General features: G+C 24.3%; 16 protein-coding genes and 2 tRNA genes. 3 read left to right on the top strand and 15 right to left on the bottom strand.

The genetic code is table 11. The features are described 5' to 3' along the window. Positions 1-130: 130 nt before the first annotated feature. On the bottom strand, positions 131-1,000 hold the full coding sequence (locus MarbSA_RS09395) for a UbiA family prenyltransferase (RefSeq protein ID WP_221061492.1): 870 nt from the start codon (positions 998-1,000) through the stop codon (positions 131-133). Positions 1,001-1,811: 811 nt separating this feature from the next. Between MarbSA_RS09395 and MarbSA_RS09390 the strand changes: the two genes are divergently transcribed. Continuing rightward, on the top strand, positions 1,812-2,231 hold the full coding sequence (locus tag MarbSA_RS09390; RefSeq protein WP_221061491.1) for an SRPBCC family protein: 420 nt from the start codon (positions 1,812-1,814) through the stop codon (positions 2,229-2,231). Positions 2,232-2,311: 80 nt separating this feature from the next. Here MarbSA_RS09390 and MarbSA_RS09385 read toward each other — a convergent pair whose 3' ends face one another. The 4 genes from MarbSA_RS09385 to MarbSA_RS09370 form a co-directional block, all read right to left on the bottom strand. Beyond that, entirely contained in the window at positions 2,312-2,551 is a 240-nt protein-coding gene (locus MarbSA_RS09385) for a TRAM domain-containing RNA chaperone (protein WP_042703511.1), read from the bottom strand. A 923-nt stretch (positions 2,552-3,474) separates the two neighbouring features. Continuing rightward, positions 3,475-3,547: transfer RNA gene (locus MarbSA_RS09380), tRNA-Phe, on the bottom strand. A 3-nt stretch (positions 3,548-3,550) separates the two neighbouring features. Then, positions 3,551-3,622 (bottom strand) — tRNA-Val (locus MarbSA_RS09375). A 310-nt stretch (positions 3,623-3,932) separates the two neighbouring features. Continuing rightward, positions 3,933-4,133 (bottom strand): histone family protein, encoded by a 201-nt coding sequence (locus MarbSA_RS09370; RefSeq protein WP_054835908.1) that lies wholly within the window; start codon positions 4,131-4,133, stop codon positions 3,933-3,935. Positions 4,134-4,909: 776 nt separating this feature from the next. On the opposite strand from MarbSA_RS09370, the gene cofH reads away from it, so the two are divergent. Beyond that, positions 4,910-6,016, top strand: coding sequence for a 5-amino-6-(D-ribitylamino)uracil--L-tyrosine 4-hydroxyphenyl transferase CofH (gene cofH, locus MarbSA_RS09365; protein WP_221062090.1), 1,107 nt, complete (start codon positions 4,910-4,912; stop codon positions 6,014-6,016). 476 nt (positions 6,017-6,492) lie between these two features. Here the strand turns inward: cofH and MarbSA_RS09360 are convergent, their stop codons facing one another. The 5 genes from MarbSA_RS09360 to tes form a co-directional block, all read right to left on the bottom strand. Then, a complete protein-coding gene (locus MarbSA_RS09360) occupies positions 6,493-7,794 on the bottom strand; it encodes a tRNA (N(6)-L-threonylcarbamoyladenosine(37)-C(2))-methylthiotransferase (protein WP_221061490.1) in 1,302 nt (433 codons plus the stop codon). Positions 7,795-7,967: 173 nt separating this feature from the next. After that, a complete protein-coding gene (locus MarbSA_RS09355) occupies positions 7,968-8,612 on the bottom strand; it encodes an HVO_0476 family zinc finger protein (protein WP_054835500.1) in 645 nt (214 codons plus the stop codon). A 478-nt stretch (positions 8,613-9,090) separates the two neighbouring features. Next, positions 9,091-9,573 (bottom strand): homoaconitase small subunit, encoded by a 483-nt coding sequence (gene hacB / locus MarbSA_RS09350; RefSeq protein WP_054835915.1) that lies wholly within the window; start codon positions 9,571-9,573, stop codon positions 9,091-9,093. A 236-nt stretch (positions 9,574-9,809) separates the two neighbouring features. Then, positions 9,810-10,799 carry a beta-ribofuranosylaminobenzene 5'-phosphate synthase gene (locus tag MarbSA_RS09345; RefSeq protein ID WP_221061489.1) on the bottom strand — a complete coding sequence of 330 codons (990 nt, stop codon included), beginning with the start codon at positions 10,797-10,799 and terminating at the stop codon, positions 9,810-9,812. A 432-nt stretch (positions 10,800-11,231) separates the two neighbouring features. Further along, positions 11,232-12,731: a tetraether lipid synthase Tes gene (gene tes, locus MarbSA_RS09340; RefSeq protein WP_054835119.1), complete on the bottom strand. Its 1,500-nt coding sequence runs from the start codon at positions 12,729-12,731 to the stop codon at positions 11,232-11,234. Between the two features lie 1,055 nt (positions 12,732-13,786). Here tes and MarbSA_RS09335 point away from each other — a divergent pair. Further along, complete coding sequence (locus MarbSA_RS09335; RefSeq protein ID WP_432420125.1) at positions 13,787-14,305, top strand: CDP-2,3-bis-(O-geranylgeranyl)-sn-glycerol synthase; 519 nt, start codon at positions 13,787-13,789, stop codon at positions 14,303-14,305. Positions 14,306-15,075: 770 nt separating this feature from the next. Here the strand turns inward: MarbSA_RS09335 and MarbSA_RS09330 are convergent. The 5 genes from MarbSA_RS09330 to MarbSA_RS09310 form a co-directional block, all read right to left on the bottom strand. Further along, positions 15,076-15,762: a hypothetical protein gene (locus MarbSA_RS09330; protein ID WP_221061487.1), complete on the bottom strand. Its 687-nt coding sequence runs from the start codon at positions 15,760-15,762 to the stop codon at positions 15,076-15,078. Positions 15,763-15,895: 133 nt separating this feature from the next. Further along, entirely contained in the window at positions 15,896-16,960 is a 1,065-nt protein-coding gene (locus MarbSA_RS09325; RefSeq protein ID WP_221061486.1) for a hydantoinase/oxoprolinase family protein, read from the bottom strand. Positions 16,961-17,116: 156 nt separating this feature from the next. Next, complete coding sequence (locus tag MarbSA_RS09320; RefSeq protein ID WP_054835597.1) at positions 17,117-18,373, bottom strand: ATP-grasp domain-containing protein; 1,257 nt, start codon at positions 18,371-18,373, stop codon at positions 17,117-17,119. Between the two features lie 167 nt (positions 18,374-18,540). After that, entirely contained in the window at positions 18,541-19,974 is a 1,434-nt protein-coding gene (gene wecB / locus MarbSA_RS09315) for a non-hydrolyzing UDP-N-acetylglucosamine 2-epimerase (protein ID WP_054835596.1), read from the bottom strand. Positions 19,975-20,474: 500 nt separating this feature from the next. Beyond that, positions 20,475-22,049 carry a transglutaminase domain-containing protein gene (locus MarbSA_RS09310; protein ID WP_221061485.1) on the bottom strand — a complete coding sequence of 525 codons (1,575 nt, stop codon included), beginning with the start codon at positions 22,047-22,049 and terminating at the stop codon, positions 20,475-20,477. Positions 22,050-22,705 lie beyond the last annotated feature (656 nt).

Raw genomic sequence — 22,705 nt, 5'->3', positions numbered from 1 at the left:
ATAATTAATATAAGATTCAAGTATTTAAATGTACCAGTTTTGACTCTTATTGTTGTTTTGAGTTGATTTCATATATAAAATAATAAAAAATATATTAAAATAATTAAAATATAATAAAATAATAAAAAAATCATGTTAATATATTGGATATGACAAAAAATAATAAAGCAAATGTTGCTCCCAAATATATTAAACGAGTATATTTTCTCCCTTCATCAATACTTCGGATTTTAAGTAATTTAAAAGTAGAAAAAATAATGATAATATTTATAATTAATATTGTGATGAGATAATACCATTCCAAGTAACCAAGAAAAATTGGAACAAAACTTATAAAAACAACTATACCAAATAAAACACTTGAAATTTTAAGTGCATTATCCATACCCATATTTATTGCAATTGATTTTGAATTTATTTTTTCATCACCAATCATATCTAATGCATCTGATGCAATTTCTTCACCAAGATCTATAAAGAATGCTATAAAAGCAAAAGACCATACCATTACATTCCAGGGGTTTCCAACAATAATTCCTCCGAAAATAAATGTGATAGCTACAGAAAAACTTACCATCAAATTACCAAATAAACCCATCCTTTTGAATTTCCAGTTATAAAGAAATCCAATAATCCAAAATATTATTACCACTAATAGAGCAATATAACTAATTTGAAATGCTAAAACAAAACCTATTATGCTTGTTATTATCCATAAAACAATAACTGAAGTAGGTTTAATTATTCCAGAAGGCAACGGTCTTGTTGGCCTATTTATCCTATCTGCTTCTATATCAAAATAATCATTGAGAATAAGTGCAGAGGTTGAAATAAAAAATCCTACCATAAAACCAAGTATTAAATCATTTAAAGAAGGAAAACTACTAATTGCTACAAATTCTCCTACTACAACACTAATTCCTGCTGCAAATGAAAGATCAAATCGCATTAATTGAATAATCCCTTTTATCTTTTCAAATATAATAATTTTATCTATCATATAGTTAAAATCCTTGTTTTATAATAGTTTAATATAAGTATCTTTTTTATATTTTCATTGAAATCAATATTAGTTTGTAATCCAGTTATCCTCTCTATTCTCCACTTCCCTTTTCAAAATATTTTTCATTTGATTCAGTATTTTTTCTGAAATTTCCATAAAATCACCTAATATTATATTAATAATCATTAATATTAATATTTTTATTTATATACTAAGAAAATATTGATAAATAATTAAAAAATAGTTTGATATCTATTATTAAAAATATAAGATTCTTGATATTAAAATTACTATATTATGTTATTAATTAAATATCTTTTTCAAATGAATGTAATATCTTGAATGTTTAATTACTATAAAACACATAAATAATAACCATAAAACATTAAATAAAAAATAATAATTATAAAATATTAAAGTAAATATAAGATAATAATTTTTTAAATATCAATACTTAAGTCTTATACTATTGATTTTGAAACATCAAAATCTATATTATGAAGGAGGAATTAGTTTTGATAAAGTTATCCATTTTCTGAAAAGAAATTGAAATTTAATATTAAATTAAAAACTAAATCTTTTATAAGATATTATGAGGTAAATAATAAAACAAGAAAAATTGAATGTTACTAAAAACAAGGAACAACATTAACATTTCAGTATAGTTTTTAATTAATTAAATAATTTCGATTGGATAGGATACTAATATATGAAGAAAATAAAGAATTTATCTAAATTATATAAATTAATTTTAAAATATAGGATGAAATTATATCTAAATGGAGGAAAAATTATGGAAAAAATACATTTGTCAATCATTATAAATGCACCAAAAGAAAAAGTTTGGGACATAATGTTAGGTAAGGATACTTATCCATTATGGACCGATGTGTTTATGCCTGGTTCTTATTACATTGGGGATTGGAGTGAAGGAAGTAAAATTCTTTTCCTTGCACCTGATGAAAAAGGAAAGACAGGTGGAATGGTAAGTAAAATAAAAGAAAACAGACCATATGAATATATTTCCATTGAACATAGATGCGAGATAGAGGATGGAAAAGAAAAAGAAGTTGAATGGGCAGGTATGCTTGAAAATTATACATTCAATGAAATAAATGGTAAAACAGAAGTTTCAATTGATATGGATGCAGTTGAAGAATTTAAAGAAATGATGCAAGACATGTGGTTAAAAGCACTTCAAAAACTCAAAGAATTAGCAGAGAAATAGAAACTGGAAAATAAAAATCTAATAAAAAATAAAATAAGATGATTATGTAAAGAAAAATACTTTAAAATAAAAAAGAATATTTATTCTACTAGCTCTGCAAACCCTAAGTTTCTTTTAGTTGCAGTAACTTTTATTTTAACCTCATCACCTTTTTTAGTATTAGGTACAAAAAGAATATATCCTTCCACTTTAGCTATCCCATCTCCAGACCTTCCGATGTCTTCTATTGTAACATCGTAAGTTTCGCCTTCTTTAACAGGAGCATTATTGTAACCATCATTTCGATTATTCCCATAACTTCTATTATTTCTTTCAAACATTGTAAAATCACTTCCAATTTTTAATTTAAACATGTATTTATTATATATGAGTGTAAAATTAGCTAATAAAAAATAAGAATGATTTTGAAACCATTCCCTTCAAAAATAAATCGATTAAAATAAATACTAAAAGAATTTTAGTAATCAAATAATGTTTTTGTTTTAAGAAAAAAATAATAAACCATCAAATAATATTATTCCAAACTATATTTTGCACTATAATTTAAGTATGTTTTCCAAAGTATATAAATCAAGTGATTTTATTTATCATTCCTCATTTTTACAAATAAATTTTATATATTTATCATCCACATTGAAAATTTTACAATTAAAAACAACCTATCTCCATATGTAACATTGAACATCAGCCCATGCCTATAAAATTTTACATATTTCTTCAGATGAAAGTTCAACATCATATAATTGCCCAATAACATGTGAAACTCTTGAATTCGAAACTTCATCCAATAATATATCTATTTTTTCATCACTTCATTCCATCACTAAATTAACATTTTCAACATAATAAACATCAATATAATATTTGTATTGGCCTAATAATAAAATCCTTCTAAAAAATCTAAATAAAAAAAGCAATCAATAATATAAGATTACTTTTTTATTTTTTATATTTTTTAAATTATTTAATATTTAAATTTATAAATATCTCTAAAAGTTTCTTTTCTAATTCTGTTATACTCCTTAAATTTTAATCATTATTTTTGTTATTTTATTTCAAAGCATTTTCAAAAAAAATAGATAATTTAAAAAATATAATAAAAAAAATTATAAAAAATAGATAATTTAAAAAATATAATAAAAAGAAAAAAATTGAAAGAAAAAAATTGAGAGAAATAAAAAGAATCTTATAAAAACAAAAAACTTAAACTAATAAAAACATGCATAAAATAAGTAAAAAAGAATGCCGTGGGCCGGACTTGAACCAGCGACATCTAGATCTTCAGTCTAGCGTTCTCCCAACTGAACTACCACGGCAAATGGGCCGAGCGAGATTCGAACTCACGATCACCTCCATGTCAAGGAGGTATCATACCCCTAGACCACCGGCCCTATACCTTTCTAAGATTTAGTTTAATTCATATATAACCTTTTCTATTTTTTCTGAATTTTTATATTTTAGAAAGATTATTTATGCAAAATATGTTTTGAAATAATATAAATCTAATGAAATTTATGATTACACTTTCTAATATAGGTCACACAATGGTGGTTATAAAGTGGTACACTCTATAAAAAAATATAGATAAAACTTATAATAAAAATTTTTAAGTTAAATATTAAAAATATTTAAAATTAGATAGTAAAAACTGTATAATAAAAAAATAAATTGGTCAGAAACGACCAATAGTAAAAAACTTCCTTATTTAATAGCTAATTTAATGTCTTCAGCTTTTACAGTTTTCCTACCGGCATGGCGAGCATAGCTAACAGCACTTTTAGCTAAAGCTTCACCTTGTTCTTCTAGTGCTTCTGCTAATGCAATTTTTGCGTCATCACTAATTCTTTGAGCACCGGGATTTTTTAATATACGACCTACAGGTGCGATTGGTAATTCACTCATATTTTCACCTCCAATTTAAAGTTGTACAACTTAGTATATAAATGTATCGGTTATAAGCCTATAATATTAGATAATATCATAAAAATAATCTTTTTTAATATAGGATTATACAATGAAAAAATAAAAATCCTAAAATCTGAAAATTAAAGATTAAATAAACTAAGATATGAAAAATAGTTAATATAAAGAACAAAAAGTAATAAGAAAAATTTGTAAATAATTATTAATTTCATTAAAATTAAATAAGATTCATTTAAAAAGTTTGAAACATATCGAATATTGTTAAAAATCTAATTAAAAACTTTTATAAAGCTTTTAAAGTCTAAAAAATTATTATGATAGTGTTTTAAAGATTATTAATAAAATAAAGTACAGCTATAATAAAAAATCATATATTTATTCATATATTAAATAATTCATATATTAAATAAAATAAGTTTAATAGAATAAATTAAAAAATAAAAAGATAAAATAAAAAATAGAAAATAAAAATAGAAATAAAAATAGAAATAGAAATAGAAATAGAAATAGAAATAGAAATAGAAAAAAATAAAACAAAAAATAATATTAATAAAGTAATCTAATAAAAAAATGAAATACTATTAGAATATATATTTATTAATAAAGATTAAATTATTAAAAATATAACTAATAAAAATCAATTGGTGCAAATTATTAAAAATATAATTAGTAAAAATAAAAGTAATAAAATTATAACTAAAGATGGAAGTATTATAACTAATAAAGATGGAAGTAATAAAAATGGAACTGATTCTATGCTAAATATAAATGAAAAAACCAAAAAAATTTTAGATAAATCTCTTGATGAAGCTTTATCTTATGATGATGCATTATATTTGATGAATGTAAAGGGACATGATATAAATGGTTTAATATCTACTGCTGATTTAGTAAGAGAAGAAATTGTAGGTAATAATGTAACTTTTATTAATAATTGGAATATTAATTTTACAAATATATGCTCAGGTACATGTGGTTTTTGTGCATTTAAAAAAAATGAAGGAGAAGCAGATTCATTTTTCATGAATGTTGATGAAATTGTAGATATAGCTAAAAAAGTTCACAAAAACGGTGCAACAGAATTATGTATACAAGGAGGGTTACATGAAAATGTAGATACCTATTTTTATGAAGATATTGTAAAAAGTGTAAAAGCAGAATGTCCTGATGTTCATTTACATGCATTTTCACCAATGGAAATTTATTATGGATCTAAACAAGCAGAAATTTCAGTAGATGAAACATTAAAAATCCTTAAAAAAGCAGGTCTTGGAACGATAACTGGAACAGCGGCTGAAATCTTAGATGATAATGTTCGAAAGATCATATGTAATGGAAAATTAAGTGTAGATGAATGGAAAGATGTTATAAAAACTGCTCATAAAAATGGAGTTAGAAGTACTTCTACAATGATGTATGGGCATGTAGAAACATTAGAAGATAGAGTAAAACACATGGAAATACTCAGGAATATACAAGAAGAAACACATGGTTTTACAGAGTTTGTTCCACTTACATTTATGCATGAAAATACACCAATATACCAAAAAGGAAAGTCAAGTCCTGGAGCAACTGGAGTAGAAGATCTTAAAGTTTATGCAATAGCCAGATTAATGTTTAGAGATTTAATACCTAACATACAAGTTTCATGGGTAAAATTAGGTTTTAAATTTGCTCAAACATGTTTATTAGCTGGTGCTAATGATATGGGAGGAACTCTTGGAGAAGAAAATATTTCTAAATCAGCTGGTGCTTCTTATGGAAGTAGTACTGAAATAGATAATTTAAAAACAATTATAACTGATATTGGAAGAACTCCGGCACTTAGAGATACTTTATATGAAAATATAGTTGATATTTAAATTTTATCAATAAATTTATCAATTATATTATCAATTGTTAATCTTACAACATCTATTACTAAAAAATACTATTTTTGCTCTTCTTTGTTCCATAAAGTCATTATTTTATTATTTTTAAATAATTTTATCTGATTATTAGTAGTCATTTCTATTTCTCCAAATTTTCCTTTCTTAAATTCAATTGATTTAATTAAACTTATATTATTATTTTGTTAAATATAGTATGAATTTTTCAAGAGTATTTGAAAAGTAATATTTTTAAGAAAAATAAACAATATAAAAATTTAAATATTATAAAAAATAATATTATAAATACTGTGAGGCTTATGAGATTTATTTACAAATAAATGAATCTCACTCCAATCTTTTTTTAAAAAATACCCAAAATTTATCAATTTATAGCTACTTTTAATAATTCTATTAGGATTTATAAGAAATAGAAAATTATAATGAAAAAATATTAAAATTATACTTAATTATATTAAAATACCCTTTAAATAAGTACTGGTAACTTCAGTTATCTTAACATCAACAAAAGTTCCAATAACAACATCTTCCACAACCACAGGAATATAAGAATCAGTTTTAGCTATAAATCCACCTTTAGAACCTTTTTCAACCACAAGAACTTTTTGTACTGATCCAAGTAACTCTTTATTTTCATCTTGAGTAATTTCAGATTTAATTTCTGTTAAATACTTTGAACGTTTTTTCATAACTTCATGAGGTATTTCATCAAGAACAGAAGATGGAGCACCTTCTCTATGCCTATATTTTGATATATGAATAAGTCCTGGTTTTAAATCCTTTAAAAGATCAGCTGTTTTCTTAAAATCTAAGTCATTTTCAGTTGGATAACCTACAATTATGTCTGTAGCTATTGTTATGTCGGGAATTTCACTTTTAAATCGATTAACAATTTTCATATAATTTTTAACAGTATGTCCTCTTTTCATATCATATAATACAGAGTCACTACCTGATTGAATAGGAATATGAATAAATTTATAAACATTAGGCTGTTTAAAAGCTTTTATTAAATCTTCTAAATCATCACCAATATTATTAGGATGCATCATCCCAACACGAATTCTAAAATCATTTTTAATATCTGGATCCTTTGAGAGGTTAGCTATCTCCTTAATTAAGTCAGATAATTTTTCATTTGTATCTTTTCCAAAAGCAGCTGTATCTTGTGCAGTTAGCTGAATTTCAACACAGCCATCAAGCAAGGCTTCCTTTGCTTCTTTTTTAATTTCTGAAATAGGATAACTATTAAGTTTACCTCGTGCAAAACGAGTACAACAATAGCTACAAGCACCTAAACAACCTTCACAAATTTGAATAATATGTATAAGTTCATCAAAACGGATTTTTGGAACACCTACTTTTGTATCTTTAGAAAAACCACATTCTCTTGATATTTCACCATTTAAAGTGGTTTTTACAACATTAGTGGTTTTATTAAGCTGATGTGGTCCAATCCATGAAGTTTCTGGAGCTATTTTATCCAGTTTTTTTGGATCAATTTCAACCATACATCCACTAACAATGATTTTAAGCTCTGGAAATTGATCTCTTAATTTTTGTATTCTATTAGTTACTTTACTTTCTGTAGGTTGCTTTACATAGCAAGTATTTATAATAGCTACATCAGCATCATCAATAGAATTTACTATTTCAAAATCATTTTCTACTAAATTACCTGCCATGATTTGAGAATCAGCTTGATTAAATGTACAACCAAATGTATCTATAAAAACCTTTGAAACTACCATATTATCCACTAAAATATCAAATAATAAAAATTAACAGTAAAAAAACTTAAATAAAGAGTATGTACTAATATAAAAAATATAATATTAAAAAATTATAATCAAGATGTTAAATAATTAATATTAAATAATTAATGTTAAATAATTAATATGCAATAAAAATAAATATTTATAATCTATTTTTTAGCTCTTTTATCAGTTACTTTCCTTGAAACAATTTTATCAGTTAAATCATAATCATAATTATTAAATTTAACTGGTCTTCCATAAATTCTTTGGATAACTCGAGCTTTTGCATATCCTTTTCTTGTTTTTCTTTCTAAAGTTTTAATAACATTTATACGAATCACATATTCAGCTATTTTAACAAAATCATCAGTAGCAAATTCAGTTTCCCTGTCTACTTCTACCTTAAAAGAATCAACATTACCTGTTAAATCAACTGAAACGCCTATTCTTGAAGGAATTTCAATTGAACTTGCCCAAATTGTAGAAACATCCTTGGCAATTGAACTTGAAACTCTTCTTCCATCTTTTGTTTCAAGAGAAGTAATTTCAACTTCACCCATATCAGACAATAAAATATTATCCTTAGATAGCTTTTCATCAGGATAAATATCAATATGAGTCTTCTTAGAACTTTCATATTCACTAATTATAAGTCTAATTGGAATAGGTTTACTTTCAGTGATTTTATCTTTAAATACAGATTCACAGTTGTTACATTTTAGGAGTAATTCATTTATTTCTCCACTTTTTGAGGAGATTCTCTTTGATTTTAATGTATCTATGTTTTCTGACCCACAAATAGGACATTCCATTTTTAATACCTCTTGAAACTTAATTCTTTATATTCAAGAATTAATAAAATTAAAAATAATTAGATTAAAAATAATTAAATTAAAAAATTATATTTAAAGTAATTATATTTAAAATAATTAAATTAAAAAAATTATATTTAAAGTAATTATATCTAAGATAAATAAAATAATTAAAATAATTATAACTATAACTAAGATAATTAAAATAGTTAAAATAATTAAGATAATTAAGATAATTAAGATAATTAAGATAATTAAATTAACATTATTTACATTTATTATATTTCTTTTTATTTTTACTATTTTTATTTGTAATGTTACTATATTAATAGTTTAGGATTAATATTTTTAAAAATTAATTATTAAAAAACTAAAAATAAAAACAGATTAAAAATAATGAAAATATCTTCATTAAAAATGATAGCTATAAAAAGTAACACTTATTTAAACAAAAGAATTATTAATTAAACAATAGTTACTATTTTTCATTGAGATAATGTTTAACAAGACCCCCATCACTAAGAATATCTAGCATGAAGTCTTTAAATGGTTCAATTTTAAAGGATTTTCCAGAAGATTCATTAATAATAACACCCTTTTTCAAATCTAATGAGATAATATCTCCTTCTTTAGCATCAATATCAGCTTTAACAACTGGAAGACCAATATTAATAGCATTTCTATAGAAAATTCTTGCAAAAGATTTAGCTATTACAGCTGAAACCCCAGCTGTTTTAATAGCTACTGGTGCTTGTTCTCTTGAAGATCCACAACCAAAATTATCATCAGCCAAGATAATATCTCCTGATTCAACCACACTTGCAAAATCCTCTCTTTCACCAGCCATAACATGCCGAGCTAAATCTTCAGGGTTAAATGTTCTTAAATACCTTCCAGGAATAATAACATCAGTATCAATATTATCTCCAAATTTCCAAACTTTTCCTTTTATCTTATCCATTTTATCAGCATTAAACTTATTAATAAAAACAAATGAAATTATTTAATCTTTTTAATTATGAATTATAATATTATAAAAAACGTGTAATAATAAAACAATGAATTATCTTTAAAAATATAAAAATTATCAAGAATTATTTATTTAATATAAATTATAAGTTATTTAATGTAACTAATGACTTATATAACTAACGATTAATTAAAAAATGAAAAAATTAATAATAAAAAAATTAATAACTATTTTTCAATTTCAAATCCATGATTTTGAGCTTTTGTTTTAAAAACAATGCCTTCATCACCAAGATAGTCTTGAGTTGCTTTAAAAACGTCTTGATTATGTTTATCAATTAAGCCATAAATAGCTGGACCAAAAGAACTCATTCCAACACCATAAGCTCCAAATTGTCTCATGTTATCCATTAAAACTCTAACATTTTGAGACTGACGAGAAACTTCAATGTTTTTAAAACCAAGTTTTTGAATATTATTAATTGAATCTCCAACTGATTCAATGTTTTTTTCTAAAAGAAATGGAATGAGGTTCATAAATATTATATGAGATAGCTTTTCAACATCATTTTTAGGAACTGGACAGTATTTTTCAAAAATATCATCTTCTTTCATACCTGTAACCGTTGTATCGGCATCAGATATAGCTACAACAATTTCCCAATCCTCTGGAAAGTCATAACGACCAATTAGTTGAGGTGGTTTAGCTGGATTAACTGATGATGGTAAAACAGACCCTCCTTTATCTTTTAAATCATGTCCTCCATCTACAACAAATCCCCCATAATCAAATGCACCCATTCCAATACCAGAACTTCCACCTCTTCCAAGAATACTTCCAAGTTGTATACTATCAACTTTTTTTTGATTAAATTCACAGATGAGTTTTGCTGTAGCTAAAGACATTTGTGTTCCAGATCCTAAACCAGAATGTGGAGGATATGCCTCTTCAACAGTAAAATGGAAACCTTCATCGAAATTATATTTTGAAATTACTTTTTCTGCAGACATACTAATTTTTTTAAAAGCTTCTTTTCTTATTTCTTCATCAGTAATTTTTTCATTAAAATCAATGGAAATTCCACTTTCTGAATGCTCACATTGAAGAGTAAAATTAGGTTTATCTATGGTTAAACCAATACCACCATCTGCCCGACCATAAGAACCATTTAAATCAATTAGAGTCATATGTAGTCTAGATGGAGTTTTAATAATCATATAATAGCTCCTTAAGTTGTTCCAATAAACTATCAAGAATTTATTAATTTAATTTATTAATTTAAATAAAATCTAGTACAATATAATCTATTATCATATATTAATTTTTATATTTAATTTTAAAATTGATTTTATAATTAAATTATAAGATGATTTAAAAATAAGCTAAAAATTAAAAAACAAGTTAAAAATAAATTAAGAAATAGATTAAAAATAAACTAAAAATAAGTTAAAAATAAACTAAGAAATAGATTAAAAATAAGCTAAAAATAAAACAAGAAATAAATTGAAAAAATAAAAAATTACTAAATAAAATTATAAATAAAAAATATAAGAATGTAAATAAATTAAGAAAACTTAATTGAAAAATGTTACAAAAATAAAAATTAAAGAATAAAATAAAGATTAAAGAATATTATTCAATTTAAATCATCAATCTTTTTTAAATGGAACTGAAAATTCTTCCTCAATTTCTTGCCTATACATGGAATTCATTGTACAGAATGGTATTATACGACCATCAGGAACAGCATAATGAATTACACATTTTTTAACCCTGTTTTCATCAAAATTAAAAGGATCCATAAAATGCATACAAGATATAAGTAAAGAATTATGGTGGAAATCACCTAAAGCTTCATAAGATCTATCTTTAAATACATTCACCAATATTTTAGATATATCCAAAGAATCTGGAGCTTTACTTCTATCTAATACTTTTGGGATTTCTCTTGTAGCTTTAGCTAAAACTCTTGGCTTTATAGCAAAACCACCATTTTCTATTTTTTCAGCATTTTCATCTAAAAATTCTAAGAACCTATCAACATCAATAAAATCAGTTACTGGAATAATTTTCTTATTACTATCAATGAAAATATAGGTAGCTATACCACAATGTTGATGACAATTTAGTGTTACAGAGGGTTCTTCTCCTTCAAGAGCACCAATAAATCTAGAAATAGGCTCAACTGAAGAAGGAGGATAGAAATCATCTTCTTTAATTTGATTATCAGTTTGTTTAGAAGTTAAATCAATGAAATCAGGAATAGTAATTCTCTGCTCCTCTACTTGATCTTGAGGAGTTCTACCAGCAAAGGATACTGGTTGGAAATTAACTCCATGAATAATATCAATATTATCAATAGCAAAATTAATTATGTCTCCAACTTGATCATCATTAATCCCTTTAACTAAAGTTGGAACTAAAACAATTCCAAGATTAGCTTTTCTACAGTTTTCAATAGCTTGAATCTTTTGAGGAAGAATATTTTTACCACGATTATAAATATAAGGTTCCTCAGTAACACCATCAAATTGAAGATAAATAGTATTTAATCCTGCATCAGCTAATTCTTGAGCTAAAGATTCTTTACGTGCTAATCTTAAACCGTTAGTAGCTATCTGAGTATGAGAAAAACCTTCTTCTTTAGCTAACTTAACAAGTTCTACAATATCCTTTCTAACAGTAGGTTCTCCACCAGCATATTGTATTGCTGGAGTAGGTGCTGGATCTAAGCTACGTAAATTTTTTAACATCTGTCTGATTTCTTCAAAAGTAGGTTCATAAAGTTTTTTAGAAACCGCAGCATTAGCAAAACAAACAGGACATTTAAGATTACATCTGTTTGTAACATCAATAAGACCAAGTACTGTAGCAGTTTCATGATCTGAACAGATTCCACAATTATTTGGACAACCTAAACCCTCTTCATTTGACATTAAATCAACTTGAGGATTATTTATTGGCTTAATAGACGGTTTATAACCATCAACTCTTTTATATAATTCTGCATTAGTCCAGTATGTGTTATCAAAACTACCATGTTCAGGACACTCTTTTTTTATCCAAACTTTCCCATCTTTCTCATAAACTTCAGCTTCTACTGGTTTAAAACAAGTTGGGCATAAACTCATTGTTTTCTTAATAAACACCAAAATGATCACCTATCTTATTAACTAATCCTGATTAAAATTCAAATGAGATATGTAAACATCAATCATTCCTAGAATAAATATTAATAATTAAAATTTGCTGATATTTTAAATAATTGTTAATTTAGCATAATAATTAAATTAGTGTAATTAATTGATATAGTATTAATTGCTTACTAATGATATAATTATTAACTGAATTATTAATTGATATAATTAATTGATATAATAATATAATTGATTACTAACAATATAATATTAATTGATATAGTAATAATTAATAGTATTAATTGACATAATAATTGATTGATAGTAATTATTGATATAATAATTAAATTGAATAATTAGATTCTCATCATTAATAAAGTTTATTGAGTATTATTAGATAAATCTATTGAATATTATTGAATATTTGAATTTATATTGATAGTAAAAAACTTAAAATAATAATTCAAATTATTAATTAAAACTATCCCATAAAATATCTTTTTATAGTTCTAGATTAAGACAGTATTTTTATTAATTATCTAATTATTTTATTCATCCTATTCAACTGTTATCTTATTATTTTCTATTATATTATATTTATATTTAAGCATTATATTTATATATTTAAATTAAATAGTAAAGTTTAGTAAAAATTGATAGAATAAAATTAAAAGTAAATAAAAATAGGAAATATTATAAAAAATTAAAATAAAATCTAACATTTAATGAGCATTCAAAGAAAAAAATATATCTTTATACAATATATACAGAAAAAACCTAGCTATATATAGAAAAACCTAAATAAATTTAATACTAACAGCTAAAAAATAAAAAACAAAATAATAGCTAAATTCTAAGCTGATAGACAAATTAAAAATTGAAAAGCTAACAATAAAAGTGAATAAATTATAAACAACCAACTCTTATTCAATTAATAATTAATTATTAAAAATAAAAAACTGAAAAAGTGAAGATAAAAACAGAATTCTGAAATTATAATCAAATAAGTAAGTTTATAAATTAAAAAGAATTAATATGAGATAAGTAATATTAAAAATTAGAGGAAAATAATGTCAGAATTAGCTGCTTTTATTATGACCTGTCTAAGTGCAGTATACTTTATAATGCCTGCCTATATTGCAAATCTCAGTGGACTTGCATTTGGAGGAACAACACCAGTAGATTTTGGGAAAAATTTCATTGATGGACATAGGATTATAGGAAATGGAGTAACTTGGAAAGGACTAATTTTTGGAACAATAACTGGGACTCTCGTGGGAGCTATAGAAGGAGTCTTGATTTGGGACCCAGTATATGGGTTAATTGTGGGTTTCCTTTTAAGTTTTGGTGCATTATTGGGTGATGCGGCTGGAAGTTTTATTAAAAGAAGGTTAGGCATAAATAGAGGCAGACCTGCTCCAATATTAGATCAACTAGATTTTATTGCGGGAGCATTGATTTTAGCATCATTATACACAACCATAAGCTCAGAAACAGTGATAATAATTGCAATACTTACATTAATAATCCATTTAATATCAAACATGGTTGCATATCTCCTTGGAATGAAAGAAGTTTGGTATTAGTTGATTTTTTAGTAATTTATCTTATTTAAATCATATACTTTAATTATTATACTTTAATTATTTTTCTTTAATTAATATTTTAATTATTATTCTTTAATTAATATTCTTTAATTACTTTTTTATTTAACAGTTCTTTTTTACTAATATTTAAAACTTTTATCTAACAATTTTGGCATAAACTCATTTCTCATTTCATTTTTTGGTTTTATTTATTCTTTTTTTGTTTAATATTTCTTGAACAGTTCAATGAAAAATAATAACATTCGTTATATAGCAAAGATTTATATATAGTAAATAATATACAACCAACAGTAGGAGCATACTATTTATACCCTTTTTATCAAGATATAAATAAAAAAACAATTTAAGAATTGTTTAAAAAAATATTATTTATACGGGGAGAGTCTTGATAATATAAATAAAGCTCCTACAAGTATTCACTAAAAATCTTTTAAACTCTTTCTTTTTCTCTTAACACTTTTAACTGATGATTTTTGGTTATAAGCTCATCCTCCTCCAAAAAAATAGTTGATAGCTAACGCTAACATGTATTCAATTATAAAAAATTTAAATATTTAAAAAAATAATACAATAATATATATTAAGGTCATGATTCATATAAAAACGAATCTCACCCCAATTTTTTTTAAAAAAAAGAATATAAATTTATCAATTTAGCAACTACTTTTCAAATACACCATTATTTCTAAAAAAAATAAGATAAGGTGATAAATAATTATACTAAAAGTAAATATAAAAAGTATAGATTATCAATTAAAACAATTAAACGAAGCTCCAATGAGACTATAAGAATTACCAAGAGCTTCAAAAAAGCCTAACCATTCAGGAATTTCATAAACAAAAAGAGGAGTTCCAGTAGCTACAATAGGATTATCAACAGTAGTGATAGAACTACTTTTAGCTGATTTTGTAGTATCTCTCTTATAATAATTAAAGTTAGGAATATTATTAATTGCTTTTTCAGCTAGATTAACTGATTTTGAATCCATTGAAGGAGTAGCTATATAAAAACCATCCCCATAACCTTCTTCATGATCATGCCCTATAATAACAAGATCAAAATTTTCTTTAGCTATGTCATTTACAACATAATTATTAACCAATGACTCTCCATTGCTTCTACCAATGTAAAAATCATCAGGATTATCTAAAACCGTGACTTGATAATTAACTATATCTACTTTATTAAAAAGAGCATAAAACTTTACTGCAATAGGTAAAACATCAGCAGAAAGTTTTTCCCTTGAATGCATACCAGAAACAACTGCAATTTTATGTTCAGAATCTCCATAATGAGAATATGTAGATTTTGTAACATATCCTAAATTATTTGATCCAATAGTCTGAGTTTCACAAAGATTTGCAAATAAACATAGTCCTGCCCCTATTATTAATAAAAATAATATTATAATAAGAACCATACGTCTTTTTTTCATTTATATCTCCACTAATTTTAAATTATAATCTTTTTAAATAATCTTAAATAACTTTAAATAATTTTAAATAACCTTAAATAACTTTAACTAACTTAAACATTGTTAAATAACCTTAAATAACTTTAAATAACTTTTAAATATTTTTTAAACATTCATTCTCTAAATATTCATTCATCATAATTGCAGTCCCAATAGCTGGAGCAACAACACATTCTTCATCTGTTAAAAGCTCACTCATAGATTTAACTTCTAAATTTAAACTTTCAGCTGCTTTTTTAGCAAGTATATCTTTTCCAAGACCAGTAGTAACAACTAAATCTAAATTTTCTCTATTTACAACTTCTTTTAATGATTTAGCTATTTGATCAACTTGACTTTGATGAATATTCTTAGAAATATCAACAATATCATCAAAAGAAAGAATATCTAAATCAGCACATAATACCCTAGAAATTCTTCTTGCAGATTCCTCTTTAGACTTTCCAGCACCATCACAAGTATCACAAACATAATCATCAAGATTTATCTTATTTAAAACATTATAAACATCGGCAGTAATTGCAAAGAGCTCAGAAGCTACATTATATTCCTCGCCTTCAAAAGAAATACTATCAAGAAAACTTGCTAAATTGGTTCTAAGAGTTCCAGTATATACTAACTCTTTAGTTTTTAATCTTTCAAAATCAGATCTCCCTTTAGCACATTCTTTACCATTTTTAATTGGAATAATATCAGTAGTAGTACTTCCAGTATCAATAAAAATACAATTAGGACTTATTTGAGCAGCTACCTGTGCAGTAGCTATCCAATTTGCAGCAGCTACATCGAAAGAATTAGATTTTAACTCTTCTAAAGAAAGAACTTTTTTTGTACCTATAAATGCAATTGGAATAATTTTTGATGAGTTTTCATTGAAAATCTCTTTCGATTTATTAGCTATATCCAAAACACCTTCTTTTTTAGTTTCATAGGCATCGACAAGTTCTGCAGTCATTGATATACCTATACCATCAATAGAATCAATGTCACTGATATTTTGGATTAATTCAAATAAAGTATTTCCTAAATCATTATTATTACTCCACATAGGCAAATACTTAAAATCACAAGATATATCGATGATTTTATTTCTTTTTTCAAAATCAACTATAGCTAAATCAGTGTTTGCACCACCAATATCAAAACCAGCTATTCTCATAAAATATCCTCCATAATACATAAAATTAAATAACTATCTTAACTATCTATTAAAATAATACTTTAATTAATGATTTATAAAATATAGTCTATAAACTAACAATTTATTTATAATTTAATTAAATAATAATTTATTAAAATGATTTATAAAAATGATTTATAAAACTTCAATATCTAAATTATTACCATTTTTCTTAAATTTAACCATCTTATCAAATTTATTAGATCCAAAACCTTCTTTATATAATTTAGAAATATCAATTTTATTATCTAAAAGATTAATTATTGATTTTCCTATATTAAATTTAGCTATTTTACTAAGTCCAACATAAGGAGTAGTAAACCTAGAATTAATTTCTAAAAAATAAATAGAATTATTACCAGCAGAATAATCATCAGTTATAATTAAATCAACACCAACAAATCCTTTAATACCTTCAATAGATTCTACAGCTTTTTTAGCTATCAAAAAAGCAGATTCAAGATCAGGATGATTGAAAGGAAGTTCTCCTCCAATGTAAGATTGATTTTCTTTATTTATATCTATATATTGCTTATTAAAGCTAATTGGAATAGCTTTTTTACCATCAGAAATTAAGCTAACACTAAAGTTATCTCCATGAATATACTCTTGAACTAGAACTTGAGTGTTATTAGGAAAAACATTTTTTATATTATTTATATCTTCAATTTCAGATATAATAACCATATCCTGACAATCAACACCATAAATAGGTTTAACAATTAATTTATAATCATTGCTACTTCTAGTTCTAAAATCATTAGAAGATTTATTAATGTCACTATTTTTAGAATAATTAGAAAATTTATTAATATCATTAATTTTAGAATTCTTAGAATATTCATTATCACTAATTCTAGAATCATTGGAAGATTTTAAAGATTTAAATATATCTTTAATAGATTCTTCCCATGAAATTTCATCAGAGATAGTGAATTGAAAAGTTTTAGGTTGTTTTACAATACTTTGAAGATGTTTGAAAGTTAAAAATTTGTTAGAGCAGATTAAAGTAGAATTTGAATCAGAACCATAAATCTTTACACCTTTATCTTCAATTAATTTAGCTAAATTGTATAGATTCATATTCTCTTCAGCTGAAATAAACATACAACTATCAAATTTATCTATATTACTCTTTAGCCAATCTTCTAAAGACACATCAATAATAATCTTATTTTCATTAATATAATTATAATTATCTCCAATATATTTAAAATCATTAGCTACTAGAAAATGAATTTTCGTATCATTATCCTCTGAAAACGAACTTAATTCATTTAAAAGTGAATCGATTAAACATTTAGCTTCAGAAATAATCGTAGGATCGTTTTTTCCAGAAGCAGTGTAATATTCAAAAACCAAAACAGAGTTAACACTATTATTATTTACCATGAGAATTCCTTAGAATTAATGATTAAATATTAAAAATAAAGATAAAAAATTACAAGTAAAAAATTACAGGCATTTTATAAACACTTTAAGTATTTTAAAAATACTTTAAAAATGATATACAAATATTTAAACCCCACAATACTTTACAAATATTGAATCTATAAAAGTCAGCTCATTTTATCATATAAAATATTCATTCCTTTTAAATTCAAATCATCACTTGGAAACTTCATTGACTCATAAGCAGGGTTGAAAACTGTTCTAATTAAAGCATTATTATTAATTTCAAAATCAAAAACTGTAATATCTTCATCAACAATTTTCATTAAAGTAGTGAAAGTATCCATAATATCATCAGGAGAATCTAATCTACATTCTCCTTTTTCATAGCTATCTTCAATTATATCCAATATTTTCTTTCCAGCTGTTCCATCACCATAAGGATTTGGAGCTAAACTCATTTTATCATAAAAAGATTTATCATTTAAGATTTTATTAGCACTATCAACAATAAAGTCTTTATCAGCACCAACTAAAATATTTCCACCCATTTCAACAGTTTCAGGACGTTCAGTATTATATCTAAGAGTAAGAGAAGGAATATCTAGAGTAATAGCCTCTTCTTGAAGACCTCCAGAATCAGTAACAATAATTAATGATTTTGACATTAAAAGTAAAAAGTCTAAATATCCTAATGGTTTTATAAGATGAACATTGTCTAACTTAGATAAATCTTCATATAAGCCAAAATTTTCCATTGTTTTTTTAGTTCTTGGATGAATTGGGAAAACTATGTTAAAATCTTTAAGTTCAGCTATTGCATCGATTATATCTGTTAAACGCTTTTTATTATCAACATTTTCAGCCCTATGCATAGTTAAAGTAATAATATTATCTAATTTTAATAAATTTAATATTTCATTAGAAAATGATGAAGATTTAGAAGAATCAGGAGAAGTAGAATTATTAGAAGAGTTAGAAGAATTGGAATAATTTGAAGGATTGAAAGAATTTGAAGGATTGGAAGAATTTTCAATATCATCAATATGTTTTTTAGCTATTTCTAGATTTCTAAAACAAGCATCAACAACAGTGTTTCCAGTTATAAATATATCTTTTCTAGAGATGCCTTCAAGAGATAAATTAATAGCAGATTTTTCAGTAGGAACAAAGTAATACTTTGAACAAACATCAGCAGCTTTTCTATTAACTTCTTCAGGCATAGTAATATCATAAGATCTAAGTCCTGCTTCTACATGACCTACAGGAATATGGAGTTTAGAAGCTACTAAAGCTCCAGCTAAAACAGCATTTGTATCTCCTTGAACTAAAAGTATGTCTGGAGTTTCTTTGAGTAATATTTCCTCTATTCCTTCCATCATCTTACCAGTTTGCTTACCATGAGAAGAAGATCCCACTCCAATGTTATAGTTAGGAGTAGGTAATTCTAACTCTTCAAAAAACTGATCAGACATTTCATGATCATAATGTTGACCAGTATGAATAAGAATTAATTCATGACCTCTAAGAATAATTTCATCAATTACAGAAACCATTTTTATAATTTCAGGCCTTGTTCCAAGTACAATAGCTATTTTCATCAATTATCTCCTAGTTTTAATTTAATAATTTATTAATGTTTTTAGTATAATTTATTAATAGTTTTAACTAATTTTAGTATAATTTTAATATAATTAATTAGTAATTTTAATGTTGTTTATTACTATTTTAAATATATATTAATTGAAGGTTTTAATAACTAAATTAATAGTTTTAATACAATTTATATAATATAAAGTTTGAATAAGTATAGTATAAATTAATTTTTTAAATATAAATAAATTTGGCTAATCTATTATCTATCATTAATTGTTTTATATACTAACTTTCTAAGAAATAATATTTTTTGGCATAGTTAAAAAAATAATTGTTAACAAAATTTTTATATAAACGTGCTAAAAGTCTTAAAAATAAAAATCCGTAAAATAAAAATATAATATAAATAAAAATATAATATAAATAAAAATATAATATAAATAAAAATTTAATTTTTATAAAAATGATGAAAAATGATATTTGAATGAAGAAAAATGATATTTGCTCAGAAATCTATTTGAGCTCTTTTATACCATATTTCATGATTCCAACAATTTTTAACAGATCCTAAACTATTTTGACTGCTAGTTGTATCAGCAATCATCCATTTACCATTAACATAAACTTCAGCCCAAGTATGGCCTATGTGTCCACTAGATTTGAAAGTAGCCATACCATTGACATAACGAGCAGGAATACCAGAAGCTCTTAAAAGCCCAATCAACAAGTGAGTTTGATCAACACAATTACCCAATTTACTAGATAAAGTATTAACTGCACCTTTAAGAGTCTCAGTATAAGATTGATATCTAATATTATCCCTTACCCAGTTAAAAATAGCAGTAGCTTTTTGCAATTCATTAGTGCAGCCTTTTGTAATTTCTTTAGCTTTAGCCTGAATTTTAGCATCATTCACCTGACAATTCTTAGTAGGTTTCAAATACTCATCTAAACCAATAGGAGGATCAGTACTTCCACCAGTTCCACCATTAATTTTACTAGAACTATCTACAGTCACATCAACATAATTGGGAATCGCTTTATTATTATGTATATAAGACCCTATTCGTGCAAAAACATAAATCATCGATTGATATTGTAAATTGCCAAGACTAGAATTAATATAGTTAGGAGCTTTTTTATTTGTTTCATAATAGTTTGCTGTGGATTTAGCTAAATTAAAAAATTCAGCTTTATAAATTTTTCCAAGTTTATTATTTCCTGAAGGGTTAGAAGGAGCACTGGTTGTTAAAACAGCTATATTAGAATTTACACCTGAATTTTTATTAACAAGTGCTTTTGATAATAGATATAAGAAATCATTAGCAGAATAAGTATCAGCACCTATTTTAACTGTTGATGGCATTGCATTATTAGTTTCAATGTAATTTTTAACCCTATTTGAGGCTTCAAAAATATTAGTCATAGAAACAGATTTAGTTGGATTAACAACTTGAGAACCAGAACCAGAAGAACTATCTGAACTGGAAGAATATTTTGGAAAATACTTATTAATAGGATGAGTAGCAGAAATAGAAAGGGTAAGAGTATTAGGCAATTTACCACCATTATCTGCAGACCATGCTAAAATACGACTGTTAGCATAAATAAATGTCTGAAATTTCATCTTACCTAGTTTTGTAGAAATAAAATTAGGAGCACGATCATAATTTTTTATATATTTATAAGCATTAACATTATAAGTGGAGAACTGTTTTTTATTGAGTTTTCCATTGATTTTAGAACCTGAAGGACTTTTCGGGCTTTTAACACCAGATTTAACTGCAACTGTATTCTTCTTTTGTTTATATTTATAATATATCGTTAAAGATGATAGATGCATATATTCTTCCATTGAATATTTTTGATTTTTAATAGTAACATAGTTTGGCAGTTTTTTATTTTTATCAGTATAAGTTTTAATATTTTTACTAGCCTTTAAAACATCAGATTGAGACACTTTTTTAGCTTTAGTATTTCCATCACTAGATTCAGCAGCAGAAACACTTGTAATACTAATCCCAATGACAAAAATAGCTAAAAGAACCAAAATCAAGATCTTTTTTTTATATTTTACCATATATTTTATACCTCCAAAAAAACTGATATTCCTCACAATTATCAGTTCCAAATAAAAATCATAACAAAAATTATGATAATAATATATTTAGTTCATACTATATAAAATTTAAGTATTAAACTCATAATTATCATGTTTAGTAAACTCATAAACTATAATATTATCATATATTACTGAAAAATTACAACAAATAATTATTTTCACAGTTTTATAAAAACTTTTAAAAGTAAATTAAAATCTATATTAATCCCATAATCTAAAGACAGAATGATTCAAACTTTTCCAATTTTGTCTGGATGATTAATATTTTAATACTATTTCTTAAATTATTTCCTTTTTGAATTCTAAAAATCACTTGTTATTAAAAAAAAATGATAAACTATTTATTAAAAAAATATTAACTATGATATATTTTTTATTTTCTTATATTCTAACTGTTTATTACTTATAAATTGTTGAATAGTTTATAAATATTGTTTTTAGTAAATAGAACAAATTTAGTTAGTATTATTTAAGTATTATGAGATATAAAGCTTTATATTACTACTAAAGAATTTTTTAAATTATAGTAGTATAGTATTGAAAATAATAAAAATTTAGGTATACCTAAAAATATAAGTATTGATAAGAAAATATAAAAAAAGGGGTGAATGAAA

Source organism: Methanobrevibacter arboriphilus (assembly GCF_019669925.1).
Lineage (GTDB): Archaea > Methanobacteriota > Methanobacteria > Methanobacteriales > Methanobacteriaceae > Methanobinarius > Methanobinarius arboriphilus_A.
Note: the sequence above shows the minus strand (reverse complement) of the source record. Positions and strands in the feature narration are given on the sequence as shown.

Bases quoted from the DNA above. Each gene is read 5' to 3' on its own strand.
- MarbSA_RS09370 (WP_054835908.1), bottom strand. From the start codon at position 4,133: ATGAGTGAATTACCAATCGCACCTGTAGGTCGTATATTAAAAAATCCC.
- MarbSA_RS09330 (WP_221061487.1), bottom strand. From the start codon at position 15,762: ATGAAAAAAAGACGTATGGTTCTTATTATAATATTATTTTTATTAATA.
- MarbSA_RS09385 (WP_042703511.1), bottom strand. From the start codon at position 2,551: ATGTTTGAAAGAAATAATAGAAGTTATGGGAATAATCGAAATGATGGT.
- MarbSA_RS09320 (WP_054835597.1), bottom strand. From the start codon at position 18,373: ATGGTAAATAATAATAGTGTTAACTCTGTTTTGGTTTTTGAATATTAC.
- MarbSA_RS09345 (WP_221061489.1), bottom strand. From the start codon at position 10,799: ATGATTATTAAAACTCCATCTAGACTACATATGACTCTAATTGATTTA.
- MarbSA_RS09310 (WP_221061485.1), bottom strand. From the start codon at position 22,049: ATGGTAAAATATAAAAAAAAGATCTTGATTTTGGTTCTTTTAGCTATT.
- wecB (WP_054835596.1), bottom strand. From the start codon at position 19,974: ATGAAAATAGCTATTGTACTTGGAACAAGGCCTGAAATTATAAAAATG.
- MarbSA_RS09355 (WP_054835500.1), bottom strand. From the start codon at position 8,612: ATGGAATGTCCTATTTGTGGGTCAGAAAACATAGATACATTAAAATCA.
- MarbSA_RS09325 (WP_221061486.1), bottom strand. From the start codon at position 16,960: ATGAGAATAGCTGGTTTTGATATTGGTGGTGCAAACACTGATTTAGCT.
- MarbSA_RS09360 (WP_221061490.1), bottom strand. From the start codon at position 7,794: ATGGTAGTTTCAAAGGTTTTTATAGATACATTTGGTTGTACATTTAAT.
- hacB (WP_054835915.1), bottom strand. From the start codon at position 9,573: ATGGATAAGATAAAAGGAAAAGTTTGGAAATTTGGAGATAATATTGAT.
- MarbSA_RS09395 (WP_221061492.1), bottom strand. From the start codon at position 1,000: ATGATAGATAAAATTATTATATTTGAAAAGATAAAAGGGATTATTCAA.
- cofH (WP_221062090.1), top strand. From the start codon at position 4,910: ATGCTAAATATAAATGAAAAAACCAAAAAAATTTTAGATAAATCTCTT.